The organism is Mycobacterium sp. NPDC050441 (assembly GCF_040655355.1).
Lineage (GTDB): Bacteria > Actinomycetota > Actinomycetes > Mycobacteriales > Mycobacteriaceae > Mycobacterium.
This window is the reverse complement of sequence record NZ_JBFAJS010000002.1, coordinates 633,883-648,929: the sequence shown is the minus strand read 5'-3', so window position 1 is coordinate 648,929 and position 15,047 is coordinate 633,883. Positions and strand designations below refer to the sequence as shown.

General features: G+C 66.9%; 16 protein-coding genes. 6 read left to right on the top strand and 10 right to left on the bottom strand.

What is annotated here, in order from left to right; translation table 11 throughout:
* A complete protein-coding gene (gene ilvA, locus AB0I14_RS08170; protein WP_358018529.1) occupies nucleotides 1-1,293 on the bottom strand; it encodes a threonine ammonia-lyase IlvA in 1,293 nt (430 codons plus the stop codon).
* Nucleotides 1,294-1,431: 138 nt separating this feature from the next.
* Here ilvA and AB0I14_RS08165 point away from each other — a divergent pair, with 138 nt between their 5' ends.
* A complete protein-coding gene (locus tag AB0I14_RS08165) occupies nucleotides 1,432-1,869 on the top strand; it encodes a lipoprotein LpqH (RefSeq protein ID WP_358018526.1) in 438 nt (145 codons plus the stop codon).
* Nucleotides 1,870-1,949: 80 nt separating this feature from the next.
* Complete coding sequence (locus AB0I14_RS08160; RefSeq protein ID WP_358018523.1) at nucleotides 1,950-2,180, top strand: hypothetical protein; 231 nt, start codon at nucleotides 1,950-1,952, stop codon at nucleotides 2,178-2,180.
* On the opposite strand, the gene AB0I14_RS08155 is transcribed toward AB0I14_RS08160, so the two are convergent.
* The gene (locus tag AB0I14_RS08155) at nucleotides 2,174-2,578 is read right to left on the bottom strand and encodes an SRPBCC family protein (RefSeq protein WP_358018520.1); all 405 of its coding nucleotides are present in this window, start codon (nucleotides 2,576-2,578) and stop codon (nucleotides 2,174-2,176) included. The genes AB0I14_RS08160 and AB0I14_RS08155 overlap by 7 nt on opposite strands.
* Nucleotides 2,579-2,716: 138 nt before the next feature.
* Here AB0I14_RS08155 and AB0I14_RS08150 point away from each other — a divergent pair, with 138 nt between their 5' ends.
* Nucleotides 2,717-3,550 carry a class I SAM-dependent methyltransferase gene (locus tag AB0I14_RS08150; RefSeq protein ID WP_358018518.1) on the top strand — a complete coding sequence of 278 codons (834 nt, stop codon included), beginning with the start codon at nucleotides 2,717-2,719 and terminating at the stop codon, nucleotides 3,548-3,550.
* Between the two features lie 63 nt (nucleotides 3,551-3,613).
* Entirely contained in the window at nucleotides 3,614-4,552 is a 939-nt protein-coding gene (locus AB0I14_RS08145) for an LLM class flavin-dependent oxidoreductase (protein WP_358018515.1), read from the top strand.
* Here AB0I14_RS08145 and AB0I14_RS08140 read toward each other — a convergent pair.
* Nucleotides 4,531-4,920, bottom strand: coding sequence for a MerR family transcriptional regulator (locus AB0I14_RS08140; protein ID WP_358018512.1), 390 nt, complete (start codon nucleotides 4,918-4,920; stop codon nucleotides 4,531-4,533). The two genes, AB0I14_RS08145 and AB0I14_RS08140, sit on opposite strands and share 22 nt — an antisense overlap.
* 55 nt (nucleotides 4,921-4,975) lie before the next feature.
* On the opposite strand from AB0I14_RS08140, the gene AB0I14_RS08135 reads away from it, so the two are divergent.
* Nucleotides 4,976-5,458: a PPOX class F420-dependent oxidoreductase gene (locus AB0I14_RS08135; protein WP_358018509.1), complete on the top strand. Its 483-nt coding sequence runs from the start codon at nucleotides 4,976-4,978 to the stop codon at nucleotides 5,456-5,458.
* Here the strand turns inward: AB0I14_RS08135 and dnaE are convergent.
* The 7 genes from dnaE to lspA form a co-directional block, all read right to left on the bottom strand.
* Nucleotides 5,424-8,972 (bottom strand): DNA polymerase III subunit alpha, encoded by a 3,549-nt coding sequence (gene dnaE / locus AB0I14_RS08130; RefSeq protein WP_358018506.1) that lies wholly within the window; start codon nucleotides 8,970-8,972, stop codon nucleotides 5,424-5,426. The genes AB0I14_RS08135 and dnaE overlap by 35 nt on opposite strands.
* Before the next feature lie 78 nt (nucleotides 8,973-9,050).
* Complete coding sequence (locus tag AB0I14_RS08125; protein ID WP_358018503.1) at nucleotides 9,051-9,695, bottom strand: TetR/AcrR family transcriptional regulator; 645 nt, start codon at nucleotides 9,693-9,695, stop codon at nucleotides 9,051-9,053.
* 69 nt (nucleotides 9,696-9,764) lie between these two features.
* A complete protein-coding gene (locus AB0I14_RS08120) occupies nucleotides 9,765-10,994 on the bottom strand; it encodes a DUF6596 domain-containing protein (RefSeq protein WP_358018501.1) in 1,230 nt (409 codons plus the stop codon).
* A 2-nt stretch (nucleotides 10,995-10,996) separates the two neighbouring features.
* Nucleotides 10,997-11,374: a YciI family protein gene (locus tag AB0I14_RS08115; protein ID WP_358018498.1), complete on the bottom strand. Its 378-nt coding sequence runs from the start codon at nucleotides 11,372-11,374 to the stop codon at nucleotides 10,997-10,999.
* A 31-nt stretch (nucleotides 11,375-11,405) separates the two neighbouring features.
* Nucleotides 11,406-12,305 carry an EamA family transporter RarD gene (gene rarD, locus AB0I14_RS08110; protein ID WP_358019055.1) on the bottom strand — a complete coding sequence of 300 codons (900 nt, stop codon included), beginning with the start codon at nucleotides 12,303-12,305 and terminating at the stop codon, nucleotides 11,406-11,408.
* Between the two features lie 50 nt (nucleotides 12,306-12,355).
* The gene (locus tag AB0I14_RS08105; protein ID WP_358018495.1) at nucleotides 12,356-13,279 is read right to left on the bottom strand and encodes an RluA family pseudouridine synthase; all 924 of its coding nucleotides are present in this window, start codon (nucleotides 13,277-13,279) and stop codon (nucleotides 12,356-12,358) included.
* The gene (gene lspA, locus AB0I14_RS08100; RefSeq protein WP_358018492.1) at nucleotides 13,279-14,016 is read right to left on the bottom strand and encodes a signal peptidase II; all 738 of its coding nucleotides are present in this window, start codon (nucleotides 14,014-14,016) and stop codon (nucleotides 13,279-13,281) included. Before lspA ends, AB0I14_RS08105 begins: the two co-directional genes overlap by 1 nt.
* A 56-nt stretch (nucleotides 14,017-14,072) precedes the next feature.
* Here lspA and AB0I14_RS08095 point away from each other — a divergent pair, with 56 nt between their 5' ends.
* The gene (locus AB0I14_RS08095; protein ID WP_358018489.1) at nucleotides 14,073-15,041 is read left to right on the top strand and encodes an asparaginase; all 969 of its coding nucleotides are present in this window, start codon (nucleotides 14,073-14,075) and stop codon (nucleotides 15,039-15,041) included.
* Nucleotides 15,042-15,047 lie beyond the last annotated feature (6 nt).

Genomic DNA, 15,047 nt, shown 5'->3' with positions numbered 1-15,047 from the left:
TCAGGTGAGGTACCGGTACGTCGGCGACCCCGGTTCGAGCAACTCGACGTGGATGTCGGAGCCCTCCATACGGGCCAGCAGGCCTTCGAGGTCGGTCGCTGCGCTCAACTCGACACCGCACAGTGCCTCACCGGTTTCGCGGTTGTTGCGCTTGACGTACTCGAAAAGCGTGATGTCGTCACCCGGTCCGAGCACGTCATCGAGGAATCGGCGCAGCGCCCCGGGTTCCTGCGGGAAGTCGACCAGGAAGTAGTGCTTGAGCCCCAGGTGCACCAGTGAGCGCTCGACCACCTCGTTGTAGCGGGACACGTCGTTGTTTCCGCCGGAGATCAGACAAACCACAGTGGAACCGTGCTCGATGTCGGCCTCCAGCAGCGCCGCCACCGACAGCGCACCGGCGGGCTCGGCGATGATTCCGTCGTTCTGGTACAGGTCGAGCATGGCGGTGCACACCGCACCCTCGTCGACCGTGGTGAGGGCGACCATGTCGCCGGCTGCGGCCAGCGCGGCGTAAGGCAGCGCCCCGGCCCGCGCCACCGCCGCACCGTCGACGAACTGATCGACGTGATCCAGGGTGACCGGCCCGCCCGCCGCCAACGCGGCGATCATCGAGGCCGCACCCGCCGGCTCGACGCCGAGTACCGAGGTGCCCGAGGCACGCTCGGCGAGATATGTGGTGATGCCGGAGATGCAACCGCCGCCACCGACGGGGACGATCACCAGGTCCGGCTCGTCGTCGAGTTGGTCGAGCAGCTCGGCCGCGATGGTGCCCTGTCCGGCCATCGTCCGCACGTCGTCGTACGGGGGCACGAGGGTCGCCCCGGTGCGCGCGACATCGTCGAGCGCTGCGGCAGCGGCCAGATCGTAGGTGGACCCGACCGCGATGAGCTCGATGAACTCGCGGCCGTGGTACCGGATGCGATCCCGCTTCTGCTTGGGTGTCTTGGAGGGCACGTACACGCGGCCGTGGGTCCGCATCGACCGGCAGGCCATGGCGAAGCCCTGAGCGTGGTTGCCTGCCGAGGAGCACACCACGCCGGCGGCCAACTCCTCGGGCGACAGCTGCGCCATCAGGTTGAACGCCCCGCGCACCTTGTAGGAACGCACCGCCTGCAGGTCCTCACGTTTGAGGTACACGTTGGCTCCGGTGGCTTCCGAGAGTCGCTCGTTGAACTGCAGAGGGCTGCGCGTGACCACCCCGGAAATTCGCTTGGCAGCCTCGTCGATGTCGGCCGCAGTCAGCGGCGCGGCCAGCGGGGACACTCGGGAGCCTTTGCTCAAATCGGCAGTCACCGTTCAATGGTGCCACTGGCCAGGCGTTTCACTGCAGTTGGGTGGGGCCACACGCTGAGATCTCGCCACTCGTGCCGCCAAATCGAAGAAATCCGCCGCATGTGGTTGAGAGGACCCCGAACTGGGAAAACAACCTTCATGCGGCACATCCAGCAGCGGGTGCGGCGGGTGACGGCGCGGACCGTTTCGGTAGGCGCGCTGGCGTTATCTGCCTGCGCGGCGGCCACCGGCATCCCGGCCGATGCCTACACGGCGCGGATCTTCATCAACGACCAGCAGCTACCTACCACGTTCTCGGTGCTGTGCACGCAACAGTCCTGGCTGTGGACCATCGAATCTCAGCCGGAAGCGCCTGGCTTCGCGGCCATCGTCCAGACCGGCGCCACCGTCGAACCGAAGGTGATGCGCCTGACCGACTTAGAGGGGTTCACCGGCAGCTCAGCCAATGTGACATCGCCTGCCGATGCCGGCATCGACGGCACGACATTCCACATCAGCGGCACGGCGCGTGGCTCGTTCGCGGACCGCCCCACCAGACCGGCCGAGGTCCAGTACCGCGTGGAAGCCCGCTGTTGAGCACTCTGGACCGATAAAGCGACCCGCCTAATCGAAGGTTTCGGGTGGCCGAAACCTTGGTTACGAGCTATCGTCAACACATGACCACCGCCGGGAACTTTCGTAGCGGCACCTCCCGGGCCGATCATCAGGTCGACATCGCCGGGGTGCCCTGGCCGACCTACAAGCTGATCGCCCTGGCGATCGGCGCCCTGGTCTTGGTGGTTGTAGGCCTGGCAACCATGAGCGCCGCACCGGCAGTACTCTCGGCCGCCGCGGCCGCCATTGTGGCGTGGCTGGGACTGGGCCACGCGTCACCCTCTGATCAGTGACCTTCCAGCAGTCGCCGCAACGTCTCTAGATCGGCGGCCACGGCGGCCACATCTGCCTCGAACTCCGCGTCGGTCACCCCGGGCCGCTGCCGGACGGTGAACACGACTTCGCACGACGATGCATCGACCCCTGCCGGCACCACCCTCATCGGGTTGTAGACGGCCTCGCCCGAGGGCAGATGCACCACGTGGTCCAGCACTCCCAGCGTGTTCGGCGCAGCGAACTCGACGGTCACCTCACCCATCGGGGAATCCGCGAGCCAACCTTGCGGAGTGAGGCGCAGCCCGCCCTCGGCCAGGCCCGCTGCCCAGTTGGCCATCTGTCGCGGATCCGCGGCATAGGCGTACACCGCGTCGGCGGCGACCTCGATCCAGACGCTCACGTGGGTGCTGCGCATGGTTCCCACCGTAGGCTGCCGGCGGCCCGCTGCCCAACCCCTTCTCACCGGCGCACAGCTTCTGGGACACGTGATCGCAAGGGCGGTAAACGTTTTCGCCCAACTGTTCAGCCGCAGGCGGGGTGTACGGTCGGGCTTGTGAGTATTGCGACGACGGGCCTGACGCCGGTGGAAGAAACCGCATTCCTGACCCTGTATGCCAGGGCACTCGACAGCCGATGGGCCCGCCCCATCCTCGGCGACACCATGGCCGACGAGACGGTGGGAAGACTCGACTACGACTTCGCCGGTCTTGGCGTGCAGACCAGCGTGGTGTGCCAGTCAGCATTGCGCGCCAAGATGCTCGACGACCGGGTCCGTGCGTTTGTCTCCAGCTATCCCGGCGCCGTCGTGGTCGATCTCGGCGGAGGTCTCGACAGCGGCGTTCACCGCGTTGCGCCACCGGCCACGGTCGACTGGTACAGCGTCGACCTACCCGGGATCAGCGCATTGCGCGATCAGGTGATGCCCCCACTCCCCCAGGCGCACAACGTCTCCGCGTCGTTGGCCGACCCGGACTGGACCGACCCGATCCCCTCCGATCGACCCACCATATTGGTGGCCGACGGACTGTTCGCGTTCCTCACCGAACCGGAGATCGCCGGCATCTTCCGGAAGATCACCGAACACTTCGGTTCCGGCGAATTGGCGTTCAACGATTACGGCCGCATCGGCTGGATGAGCAGGGCAGCCCTGAGGTTCTTTCCGGCCAAGATGTTCAAAGACGTCGGAAGCCAGTGGGGCTACCCGGGTTTCAAAGACGCCCACCATCCCGAATCCTGGAATCCGCGAATGCAACTCGTCGAGGAGGCCAGCCTCGCCCACCAGCCCGAGGTCGACCTCTTTCCCGGCGCGCTGCGGATCGCAACGCGAGCCACGGGCCTGAGCAAGGCGACCGCCCGCAAGGCCCGCATCCTGCGGTACCGGTTCTGACTGCACCGCGCCATTACCCGCGAAGTAGTCGACCGAACCGGTACATCGGGTCATCGTTGAAGCATGTCGCTGTCCATCGGCATCATGCTGCCCAGCCGGGAAACCGCGATGACGGGGCGCCATGACGCACGCGGCCTGATCGAATTCGCCCGAATCGCCGAGGAATCGGGATTCGACTCGGTGTGGACAGGTGACTCCCTGTTGGCCCGCACCCGGGTTGATCCGCTGACCCTGCTTGCCGCGGTGAGCGCCGCCACCTTCCGCGTCAGGCTCGGTACCGCGGCGCTGATCGGTCCGTTGCGCACCCCGTTGCTGACCTCAGCGCAGGCCGCCACGGTCGATCAGCTGTCGGGCGGCCGGCTGATCCTCGGCCTGGGTTCCGGATCTCCCGTGCCGGAAAGCCGTCGCGAATTCGAGGCGCTGGCAATGCCGTTTCGCGATCGGGCCCGCCGCCTCGACGAGGCTGCCGAGGTGTGGCGCCAGGCGTGGACCGGCCAAGATCGATTCAGTGGCCGATACTGGCAGATCGACGGCCTCGACAGGGGTCTGCCGCCCGCGCGTCCGGGCGGCCCGCCGCTGTGGTTGGCCGGTGGAGACTCCGACCGGGTGATCGCACGGGTCGCCGAGGGCTACGACGGCTGGCTGCCGTACCTTCCCGACGCCCGCGCATACGCTCGGGCTTGGGTGCGTATCAGCGAGTTGGCGTCACGCCCGATCACGCCCGCTGTGTACGCCACGGTGTGTATCGACGACGACCGCGGGCGCGCCCGCGACACCCTCGACACGTACACCCGGGCCTATTACCGCCAACCACTGGACGTGATGAGCTCGTTCCAGGCGTTCTGCGGTGGATCCGCACAGGAATGCGCCTCGTGGCTCTCCGGCTATCTCGAGGCCGGAGCACGCCACCTGGTCCTGCGGATCGGCGCGCTCGATCCGCATCCGGAGATGCTCGCCGAGCGGCTGCTGCCGCTGCTGCGTCAGGCCGGTAGTTCGTTGTGAATCCCGCACGTGCACAACTCGATTGACGGACATGTGCACCGCATCCCCCACTCGATGATGGCCCGCGCACGTCCCAGCGACTCCAATTGCTCATCGATCTCGGCCAATTTGCGCTGGGCCAGCTCACGAGCCATCGGACGGCCCGGGGTGTCGTCCTTGAGGAGCAGCGCTATCTCGGTCAGCGAGAAGCCCGAGGTCTTGCACAACCTGATCACTTCCAGGCGCATCAGGACCGACTCCTGATAGCGGCGCTGCCCGCCCACGCGTTGCGGTGCGGGCAACAAGCCCACCTGCTCGTAGTAGCGCAGCGCGGTCTGGGCGACCCCCGACCGCTGCGTGACCTCTCCAATGGTCAGCGTCGCTCCCATCCGCCCTCCTCGCCGCACTTGACTTAGAGTCAACTCTAAGTCGTTGACTGTCCACATGCCAGATACCGACACCACGCTGGAGACCCTGAGCCGCTCCCAGTACGCGCTACTGCGCAGCTTTCGCCGCGACGGCACCGCGGCAGACACCCCGATATGGTTCGTGCTCGACGGCCGAACGGCATTGTTCCGCACCAAGATCGGCCCGAAGACCCGCAGACTCGCGGCGCGGCCCGATGTCGAACTGGTCGTCTGCGATTACCGAGGTCGAATCACGGGCACCACCTGGCTGACCGGCCGGGCCACTGTCCTGGCCGGCGAGGACGCCGAACAAGCCAACCGTGCGCTGCACCAGCGCTACGGCTGGCAGTGGAACATCGTGCCCCTACTGAAGATCCCCGGTATCACCAACGTGCACCGCGACCTTCCCCTGCGCGAGAAACTCCGCCGGGCCCGCAATCGAGCGCTGTGGCCCGACAGTGCGATCGTCAGAATCGACCTGGCCGCTACCCGAGGCAACCGGGACCGAGCAACGCCTTGAGATCACCCATCAAGGCCGAGGACGGCGTCACCCGCAGTGACTGATCCAGCTCCAGCGTGGTGATGCGCTCACCGCTGATCAGCCGCAGATGCACCTGGGAGGTACCGGGATGATTGGCCAGTACCTGCTTGAGCGCACTGACCTTGTCGATGGTGCACTGCCGGGTCGGCAGGCTCACCGCCAGCGGCCGGTTGGCCTGGGCGCTGCTGAAGTCGGGCACCACCAGTTCGTGCGCGATCAGCGAGATCCGGTCGTCGCGCGCGGCCACCTTCGCCTTGACCAGCACCACGACGTCGTCGGCGATCTCATGACCGAACAGCGAATAGGTCTGTGGGAAGAACAACACCTCGATACCGCCGGTGAGGTCTTCCAATTGGGCTGATGCCCAGGGCAATCCGTTCTTGTTCACCCGGCGGTTCACCGAGGCAAGGATGCCGCCGACCACGACCTGCGTATCGTTGGCGACATCCCCGTCGAGAATCGCCGGGATCTGGGTGTCCACCTGGTTGGCAAGCAGGTGGGCAACCCCGTTGAGCGGATGCCCGGACACGTACAGCCCCAGCATCTCGCGTTCGAGCGCGAGCTTGTGCTTGTCCTCCCACTCCTCCTCGGGCACGCGGATGGTGAATACCGCGTCAGTGCCGCCCCCGTCGTCGGCGCCGCCGAACAGGTCGAACTGGCCCATCGCCTCGGCCTTCTTGGTGCCGAGCACCGAGTCGACGGCGTCGGTGTGTACCAGGAACAGCCCCTTGCGCGGGTGGCCGAGCGAGTCGAATGCACCTGCCTTCACCAGGGATTCGGTGACCTTCTTGTTGCAGGCCGCGATGTCGATCTTGTTGAGGTAGTCGGAGAAGTCGGCGTACTTGCCCTTCTCGGTACGGGTACTGATCAACGACGCAACGACATTCGCGCCGACGTTGCGGATGGCGCCCAGTCCGAACCGGATGTCGTCGCCGACCGAGGCGAAGTTCTGCACCGACTCGTTGACGTCGGGCGGCAGAACCGTGATGCCGAGCCGACGGCAGTCGGCCAGATAGACCGCGGCCTTGTCCTTGTCGTCACCGACCGAGGTGAGCAGACCGGCCATGTACTCGGCGGGGTAGTTCGCCTTGAGGTAGGCCGTCCAGTACGACACCAGGCCGTAGCCGGCCGCGTGGGACTTGTTGAACGCGTACCCGGCGAACGGAAGGATGGTGTCCCACAAGGCTTTCACCGCAGCCTCGGAGAACCCGTTGGCGGTCATGCCTTCCTTGAAGCCCTTGTACTCGGCCTCGAGCACCTCAAGCTTCTTCTTACCCATGGCCTTACGGAGCGCATCGGCCTTACCCATGGTGTAGGAGGCGACCTTCTGCGCGATGAACATGATCTGCTCTTGGTAGACGATCAGGCCGTAGGTCTCGGCGAGGATCTCCTTGAGCGGTTCCTCGAGCTCGGGGTGAATGGGCTTGATCGCCTGACGGCCGTTCTTGCGGTCGGCATAGTCGTTGTGGGCGTTCATGCCCATCGGACCGGGACGGTACAGCGCGAGCACCGCCACGATGTCGTTGAATCCGGTGGGCTGCATACGCCGCAGCAGGTCACGCATTGCGCTGCCGTCGAGCTGGAACACGCCCAGCGTGTCGCCACGGCCGAGGAGCTCGTAGGCGGCCGGATCGTCGAACGGCAGCGTGTCCAGATCCAGGTCGATCCCCCGGTTGGCCTGGAGGTTCTCCAGGCAGTCACCGATGATCGTCAGGTTCCGAAGGCCCAGGAAGTCCATCTTCAGCAGGCCGATGGCCTCACACGACGGATAATCCCAACCGGTGATGACCGCGCCGTCCTGGGGCCGCCTCCAGAGCGGGATCGCGTCGATCAGCGGCTCGGAGCTCATGATCACCGCACAGGCGTGCACGCCCGCGTTGCGCACCAGGCCTTCCAGGCCACGCGCGGTCTCGAAGATCGTCCGCACGTCCGGATCGGTGTCGATCAGGGCGCGGACCTCGGCCGCTTCCTTGTACCGCTCGTGGTTGGGATCGGTGATCCCGGACACCGGGATGTCCTTGGCCATGATGGGCGGCGGCAGTGCCTTGGTGATCCGGTCGGCGATCGCGAAACCAGGCTGGCCGTAGTGCACGCGGGCCGAATCCTTCAGCGCCGCCTTGGTTTTGATGGTGCCGAAGGTGATGACCTGGGCCACCCGGTCGCTGCCCCACTTGTTGGCCGCGTACCGCAGCATCTCGCCGCGGCGGCGGTCGTCGAAGTCGATGTCGATATCGGGAGCCGACGGACGCTCCGGGTTGAGGAAGCGCTCGAACAGCAGACCGTGCGGGATGGGGTCGATGTTGGTGATACCCAGCGCGTAGGCCACCAGTGACCCGGCGGCCGATCCACGGCCCGGCCCCACCCGGATCCCGACCGACCGGGCGTAGTTGATCAGGTCGGCCACGATCAGGAAGTAGGACGGAAAGCCCTTGTCGCAGATGACCTTGATCTCGTAGGCCGCGCGGTCGGTGTACTCGGCGGGCACGTCCGCGCCCCGGAACCGGTGTTCCAGCCCGGCCCGCACCTCATGGCTCAGCCACGAGCCCTGGTCATGGCCGTCGGGGACCGGGAACACCGGCATGCGGTCGGTGGGCGTCCACACGTCGGCGTAGGACTGCACCCGCTCACCGATGAGCACCGTGGAATCGCACGCTCCCGGCACCTGCGAGTCCCACAGGGCCCGCATCTCCTCGGCCGATTTGAGGAAGTAACCGTCGCCGTCGAACTTGAACCGGTTCGGATCCGAGAGAGTCTTGCCCGTCTGAATGCACAGCAGCGCCTCGTGATTCTGCGAGGCCTCACGGGTGACGTAGTGACAGTCATTGGTGGCCAGCGGCGGGATGCCGAGCTTCTGCCCGACCTCCAGCAGGCCCTCCCGGACGCGGCGCTCGATATCGAGGCCATGGTCCATCAGCTCGAGGAAGAAGTTGTCGGGGCCGAAGATGTCGCGCCATTTGGCGGCGGCTTCCAGCGCCTCCTGACGTTGGCCGAGCCGCAGCCGGGTCTGCACCTCGCCGGACGGGCAACCCGTGGTCGCGATGATGCCTTCGGCATGCTCGGCGATGATCTCGGCATCCATGCGCGACCACTTGCCGAGCTGGCCTTCGAACGACGCCAGCGAGGACAGCTTGAAGAGGTTGCGCAGACCGGTGGCATTCTCGGCGACCATGGTCATATGGGTGTAGGCGCCGCTGCCCGAGACGTCGTCGCTCTTCTGGCTCGGGTCGCCCCACTGGATCCGCTTGGTATCAAATCGAGAAGCGGGAGCTATATACGCCTCGATGCCGATGATCGGTTTGATGCCGACCTTGGTCGCGGAGTTGTAGAACTCACTGGCGCCGAACATGTTGCCGTGGTCGGTCATACCTATCGCAGGCATGCCCAGCCGCTCGGCCTCGGCAAGCATCGGCGTGATCTTCGCGGCCCCGTCGAGCATCGAGTACTCGGTGTGGTTGTGCAGGTGTACGAAGGACCCCGAAGATGAACCGCTCATAGGGGTGCCAGTCTATGGCGCCCCACCGACACTTCTCGTACTTCCCGGCGTGTCGCTACTCGTGTCCTTGTCGGCGCGTCAGCGATCACGGTCGGCGATCGACAGCAACCCATTTCTGATCACCAGATGCAGTTGCTTGGCTATCTCCGGTACATCGACGGGCCTGCGCTGCCAACCACTGTAGGCACCCACTCCCCACAGCATCGCGTACAACAGTTCGACCAGTGTGGCGTGCTCGGTGTGCGCCGGCAGTTCGCGCCGGACGATCGCCTCCGTGACCACCTCGCCGAGGAAACCGCGGGTGGCCGCGACGGTAGCGGAGGGCAGATCCGGATGGCGGTAGGCCTCCAGCCGCGCGTTGGCCAGGAATCCGACGACGGCGTGGTCCCGATGCCACACCGCCACCACGGCATCGATGTAGGCATGCAACCGATCCAGCGTTCCATCATGCTGTTTCGCCACGCGAATGCACGAATCGACGACGTCGTGCGCCTGCTTGAGCAGTGCGCGGTAGAGCTCCTCACGGCTGGCGAAGTAGTAGTTCAGCGTCGGACGGCTCAGACCGCTGCGCTTGGCGATCTCCTGGAATGTCGCCGCCGCGTATCCACGTTCGTTGATGACTTCGTAGGCCGCCTGCACGATGCGCTCACGGGTTTGCGCAGCATCGGCGCCAACCGGCCTGCCCGGTCGTCGAGCGGCCCGAGGCCCGCTACGCGCAGTCATTCAGCAAACCCTATGGCATTGCCATAATGAGGTCAAAAGATGACTTCGCAAATATCCACCCCGGTCGGGTCACGACCCCCGTCCGGCCCGGCCGGTCGACCGCAGACTCCCCAGGCGTCCGGTCAGGTACGCCCGGACCGCGTTGTCGGTGGTCAATTCGATGGCCCGGCGATATGCCGCGGCGGCCTCGTCGACCCGTCCTGCCTCGGCAAGGAGGTGCCCGCGGGTGACCCACGCCGGCTGAAACGCGCCGGCCGAGCGGTCTGTGATCGTGTCGAGGGCACGCAGTCCGGCATCGGCACCGTCGATTTCGCCGTCCAAGGCCGCCAGCGCCACCGCGGCACCCAGTGACGGCCCCACCCGCATCAGCGCGCGATACAGCTTGCGCAGCGCGTGCCGGTCGACGTCGGGGGCGCAGTGCGCCGATTGAATCGCCGCCTCGTACTGGAACCGGCCCGGACGCTCGAAGCTGTGCGCACGGGCAAGTAGGCGTTCCCCTCGCGCGTGCAGCGCGGAGTCCCACCGGCCGCGGCTCTGATCGTCCAGCGCCACGAAATTGCCGTCCGGGTCGAGGCGCGCCGGGCGCCGCGCCTCACACAGACACATCAGTGCCGCCAGGCCCAGAACCTCGGGTTCCTCCGGCAACAACTCGACGAGCACCATGGCCAGGTGCAGGGCCTCTGATGCCAGCGATTCGACAGCCGTTCCCTGCGGGACGGACAGCCAGTCGATCGAGTATGCGCCGTAGACCGCTTCGAGCACCTCGGGCAGCCGCACATCGAGGTCGACACGCTCCGGCAGGGTGAACGGGATTCCGGTGTCGCGAATGCGCTTCTTGGCCCGCACCAGCCGCTGCGCCATCGTTGCCGGGGCGACCGCGAAGGCCGCGGCGATGACGGCCGCGTCCACCCCCAGCACCGTCTGCAGCATCAACGGGGTTCGGATGTCGGCGGCGATGGCCGGGTGTGCGCACACCAGCATGAGCTCAAGCCGACGGTCGGGAATCGCCGCCGGTTCGGCCATGTCCCAGGCGACGTCGTAGTCCTCGGTCCACGGCCCGCTCAGGCGGTAGCCGGGCGATTTCCACATGTCCCGCAGTCGATTTCGTGCCACTGCCAGCAACCATGCCTCGGGATTGTCGGGCACGCCGTCGCGCGGCCAGCGGCCCACGGCCCGTTCCATCGCGTCGGCCAACGCATCCTCGGCCGCGGCGATGTCGCGGCCCTGGGCCGCCAGCAGCGCGAGCAGTCGACCGTAGGACTGGCCGACCACTTGCGAAAGCCGCTCCCCGGCCGTCACGTTCAGGGCGTGTACCAGCCCCGGCCCCGGCCGTAGGTGACAGCGACGGGTCTGATCTCGATCGAACCCCACGCCGCGGCAGGACACTTCTGCGCCCAGCCCAGTGCCGCGTCGAGGTCGGGCACCTCGATCACGAACACTCCGCCCAGCCGTTCCCTGGTGTCGGCGAAGGGCCCGTCCTGGATCTCCGCCGCGCCGGTGCGTGCGGTGTAGGTCGTTGTCGCCGACGCCGACTGCAGGACCTGCGTGCCGACGAGCACGCCGGCCGCATCCAGATCATCGGCATATCGGGCGAACGCGGCCTGGGCGGGTTTCATGTCCTCCTCGGTCAGGCCCGCCTCTGGTCCTTCCTGGTAATGCATGAGTAGGCAGTACTGCACGGTGTCCTCCTGGGTTCTGAGTTCCAGCCTGTCACCGTGATGACGATTCCGGTTCCATCCGATCGACAACGTCGGCGATCCGACCGGCCGGTTTTCTGCGCAACGCACCGACGGTCATGATCACCAACGCCACCCAGATCAGGGCGAACCCGATCCAGCGGCCCACCGGCATCGGCTCGTGACCGATGAACACACCCCAGGCCATCTGTAACCCAGGGTTGAGATAGAACAGCAGGCCCAGCGTCACCATCGGGAGTCGCTGTGCGGCCGCGGCGAACAGCAGCAACGGCACCGCGGTCACCGGACCGGCCAGCAACAACAGCAACGCGTGCCAGGTGCCGTGGTTGAGGAAATTTCCCCGGCCCAGCACCTCCAGGGTGATCACGTAGCCGGCGGCGAGCGGAAGAGCCACCAATGTTTCTACGGCCACGCTCACCCGCGGGTCGGCCTGCACCACTTTCTTGATCAGGCCGTACACACCGAAGGACAGCGCGAGCACGACCGCGATGTAGGGCGGTGCGCCCAGCTCGGCGGTCAGGATCACCACTGCGATCAGTGCGAGCACCAACGCGACCGCCTGCCATCGGCTGATCCGCTCGCGGAACACCAGTACGCCCAACAGCACGCTCACCAGGGGATTGATGAAGTACCCCAGTGCCGCATCCACGACATGGCCGGTGGTCACGGCATAGATGTAGGTGCCCCAGTTGATGGAGATCAGTGCGGCGGCTGCCACCAGTTGTAGCCAGGTCTTGAGCGTCAACCTACGCAGGTCACCGAGTCGACGTGCTACCGCCAGCACCAACAGCAGGAACAGCGCGCTCCACACGATGCGGTGGGCCAGCACCTCCGGCGCCCCCGCCGGCAGCAACAGCAGGAAGAAGCCGGGGCACAAACCCCACCAGATGTAGGCACCCGCGCCGTAGAGCACCCCGGTGCGGGTGGCACCGGTCTGCTGCGCAGGTGTCCGCACACCCACAGCTAGTGGCGGCGCAGAGCGTCGAGGGCGGCCTGCAGGTCAGCCGGATACGGACTGGTGATCTCGATGCGCCGGCCGTCAGCCGGATGGGCGAAGGCCAGTGAGCGGGCATGCAACCATTGACGTTCCAGCCCAAGCCTTTTCGCCAACGTGGGGTCGGCTCCGTAGGTCAAGTCACCGCAACACGGGTGGTGTAGCGCGGCGAAATGCACGCGGATCTGATGCGTGCGGCCGGTCTCCAGATGGATGTCCAGCAGGCTGGCGGCCTGGAACGCCTCCACGGTGTCGTAGTGGGTGATGCTGTGCCGTCCGCCGTCGACGACCGCGAACTTCCAGTCGTGACCGCGATGCCGCCCGATCGGGGCATCGATGGTTCCGCTCGACGGATCGGGGTGCCCCTGCACCAGCGCGTGATAGCGCTTGTCCACGGTGCGTTCCTTGAACGCCCGTTTGAGCACTGTGTATGCCCGCTCTGACAACGCCACCACCATGACTCCGGAGGTTCCGACGTCGAGTCGGTGCACGATGCCCTGGCGTTCGTGGATACCCGAGGTGCTGATCCGGAACCCGGCAGCGGCCAACCCGCCCAGCACCGTCGGACCGTGCCAGCCCACCGTGGCGTGCGCGGCCACCCCCGGAGGCTTGTCCACCGCCACGATGTCGTCGTCGGAGTAGAGGATGCCCATGCCCTCGATGTCGACCGGGGTGTTCTCGACCGGGGCGGGCGCCTCAGGCAGCCGAACCTCCAGCCAGGCCCCCGCGACGAGCTTGTCGGACTTCGCGGCAGGCGCGCCGTCGATATCGACACCGCCGTCCTCGGCCATGGCTGCCACCGCGGTGCGCGACAGCCCGAGCAGCCGGGCCAGGCCGGCGTCGACCCGCATTCCCGCCAGGCCCTCGGGCACCGGCATCGACCGAGTCGTCACTATGACGTCTCGGCCTGGCGCCCGACCGCGCTCGACTCGTCCGATGGTGTCACCGGCTCGGTGTCACCGGCCTCCGCGACCTGATCGTCGTGATCGTCGTCGGCCGGAACGTCGTCAGCGCCAGCCGATTCGGATTTCGCCGGTGCATCGCCGTCCGTGGTGTCGTTCAGGCGCCGGCGCCCGACGGTATCGAAGTCGAACCCGAACAACGACAGCGCCACCAACAGGATCGCGCCGCCGACCACGGCCGGATCGGCCACGTTGAACACCGGCCACCATCCGACAGAGAAGAAGTCCACCACGTGACCGCGCAGCGGTCCGGGCGCACGGAAGAAGCGGTCGATCAGGTTTCCGGTCGCACCGCCCAGGATCATGCCGAGACCGATCGCCCACCACGGAGACACCAGTCGGCGACCCATCCAGACGATTCCGATCACCACGCCGGTCGCGACGAGGGTCAATACCCAGGTGTATCCGGTTGCCATCGAGAACGCCGCACCGGAGTTGCGTACCAACGTCCAGGTCACGGTGTCACCGATGATCGACACCGGCTGTCCGGGCGTCAGCAGGCGCACGGCGAGCACCTTGGTCACCACGTCGATGAACAGCACGACTGCGGCGACGGTGAGCAGCAGACGCAGCCGCCGCCGGGGCGGAGCAGCGGTTACAGGGGATGGTTTGGCATCCCCGGTTGCGTCGGTCACCGGCTCTACCGGGCCTGACGTTTCATCAGTCACTCCCCCATCATCCCAAACAGTCGAGGCGGGACAATTGCGGGACAATCTGGACCGTGATGGAGACCGTGACAGGGCCCGTGGTGCCGCGCAGGCACATCGTCGTGATCACCACCGGCGGCACCATCTCGACCAGCACCGACGGCGCCGGAGTCCGCCATCCGACGCGCACCGGGGCCGAGTTGACGGCCGGGCTGGCCGGTGACACGGACGTCGAGATCGTGGATCTGCCGGCGACCGACAGCGCATTGCTGACACCCGCGGACTGGGACGAGATCGGGGAGGCGGCCCGCGCCGCAGCGGCCCGGGCCGACGGCGTGGTCATCACCCATGGCACCGACACCATGGAGGAAACCGCGCTGTGGCTGGACCTCACCTACGGCGGAGCCGTGCCCGTGGTGCTGACCGGGTCGCAACGCAGCGCGGACGCGCCGGACGCCGACGGCCCGGGCAATCTGCGTGATGCCATCGCCGTCGCGTCCAGTCCGCAGGCCAGGGATCTCGGGGTGGCAGTGTGCTTCGCCGGCACGGTGTGGCAGCCGCTGGGCCTGCGTAAGCGGCATACCCATGAGCTGAACGCCTTCACCGGCCACGCGCTCGGAACCATCACCGACGGGCGGTGTGAGATCACGGACGCCGAAGACCGTGCTTTTCTCGGCGCTCTGGCCGCCGCGTCGGCCCCGCGCGTCGATATCGTCGCGGCGTACCCGGGAGGTGACGCGACCGCCCTGGACGCCTGCGTCGCCGCCGGGGCACAGGCCGTCGTACTCCAGGCGATGGGTTCGGGCAATGCGGGAAGCGCGATGATCGACGGGGTCAGCAGGCACTGCCGCAACGGGGTCGTCATCGCGGTATCGACCCGGGTTCCCGACGGCCCGGTCGCCGCGCAGTACGGACCCGGCCGGCGGTTGGTCGACGCCGGCGCCATCGTGGTCCCGTCGCTGCGCCCGGCGCAGGCAAGGGTTCTGCTGATGGCCGCACTGGTTTCGGGGCGACCCGTCTCAGAGGTCGTCGACGCCTGGGGTTGACGACCT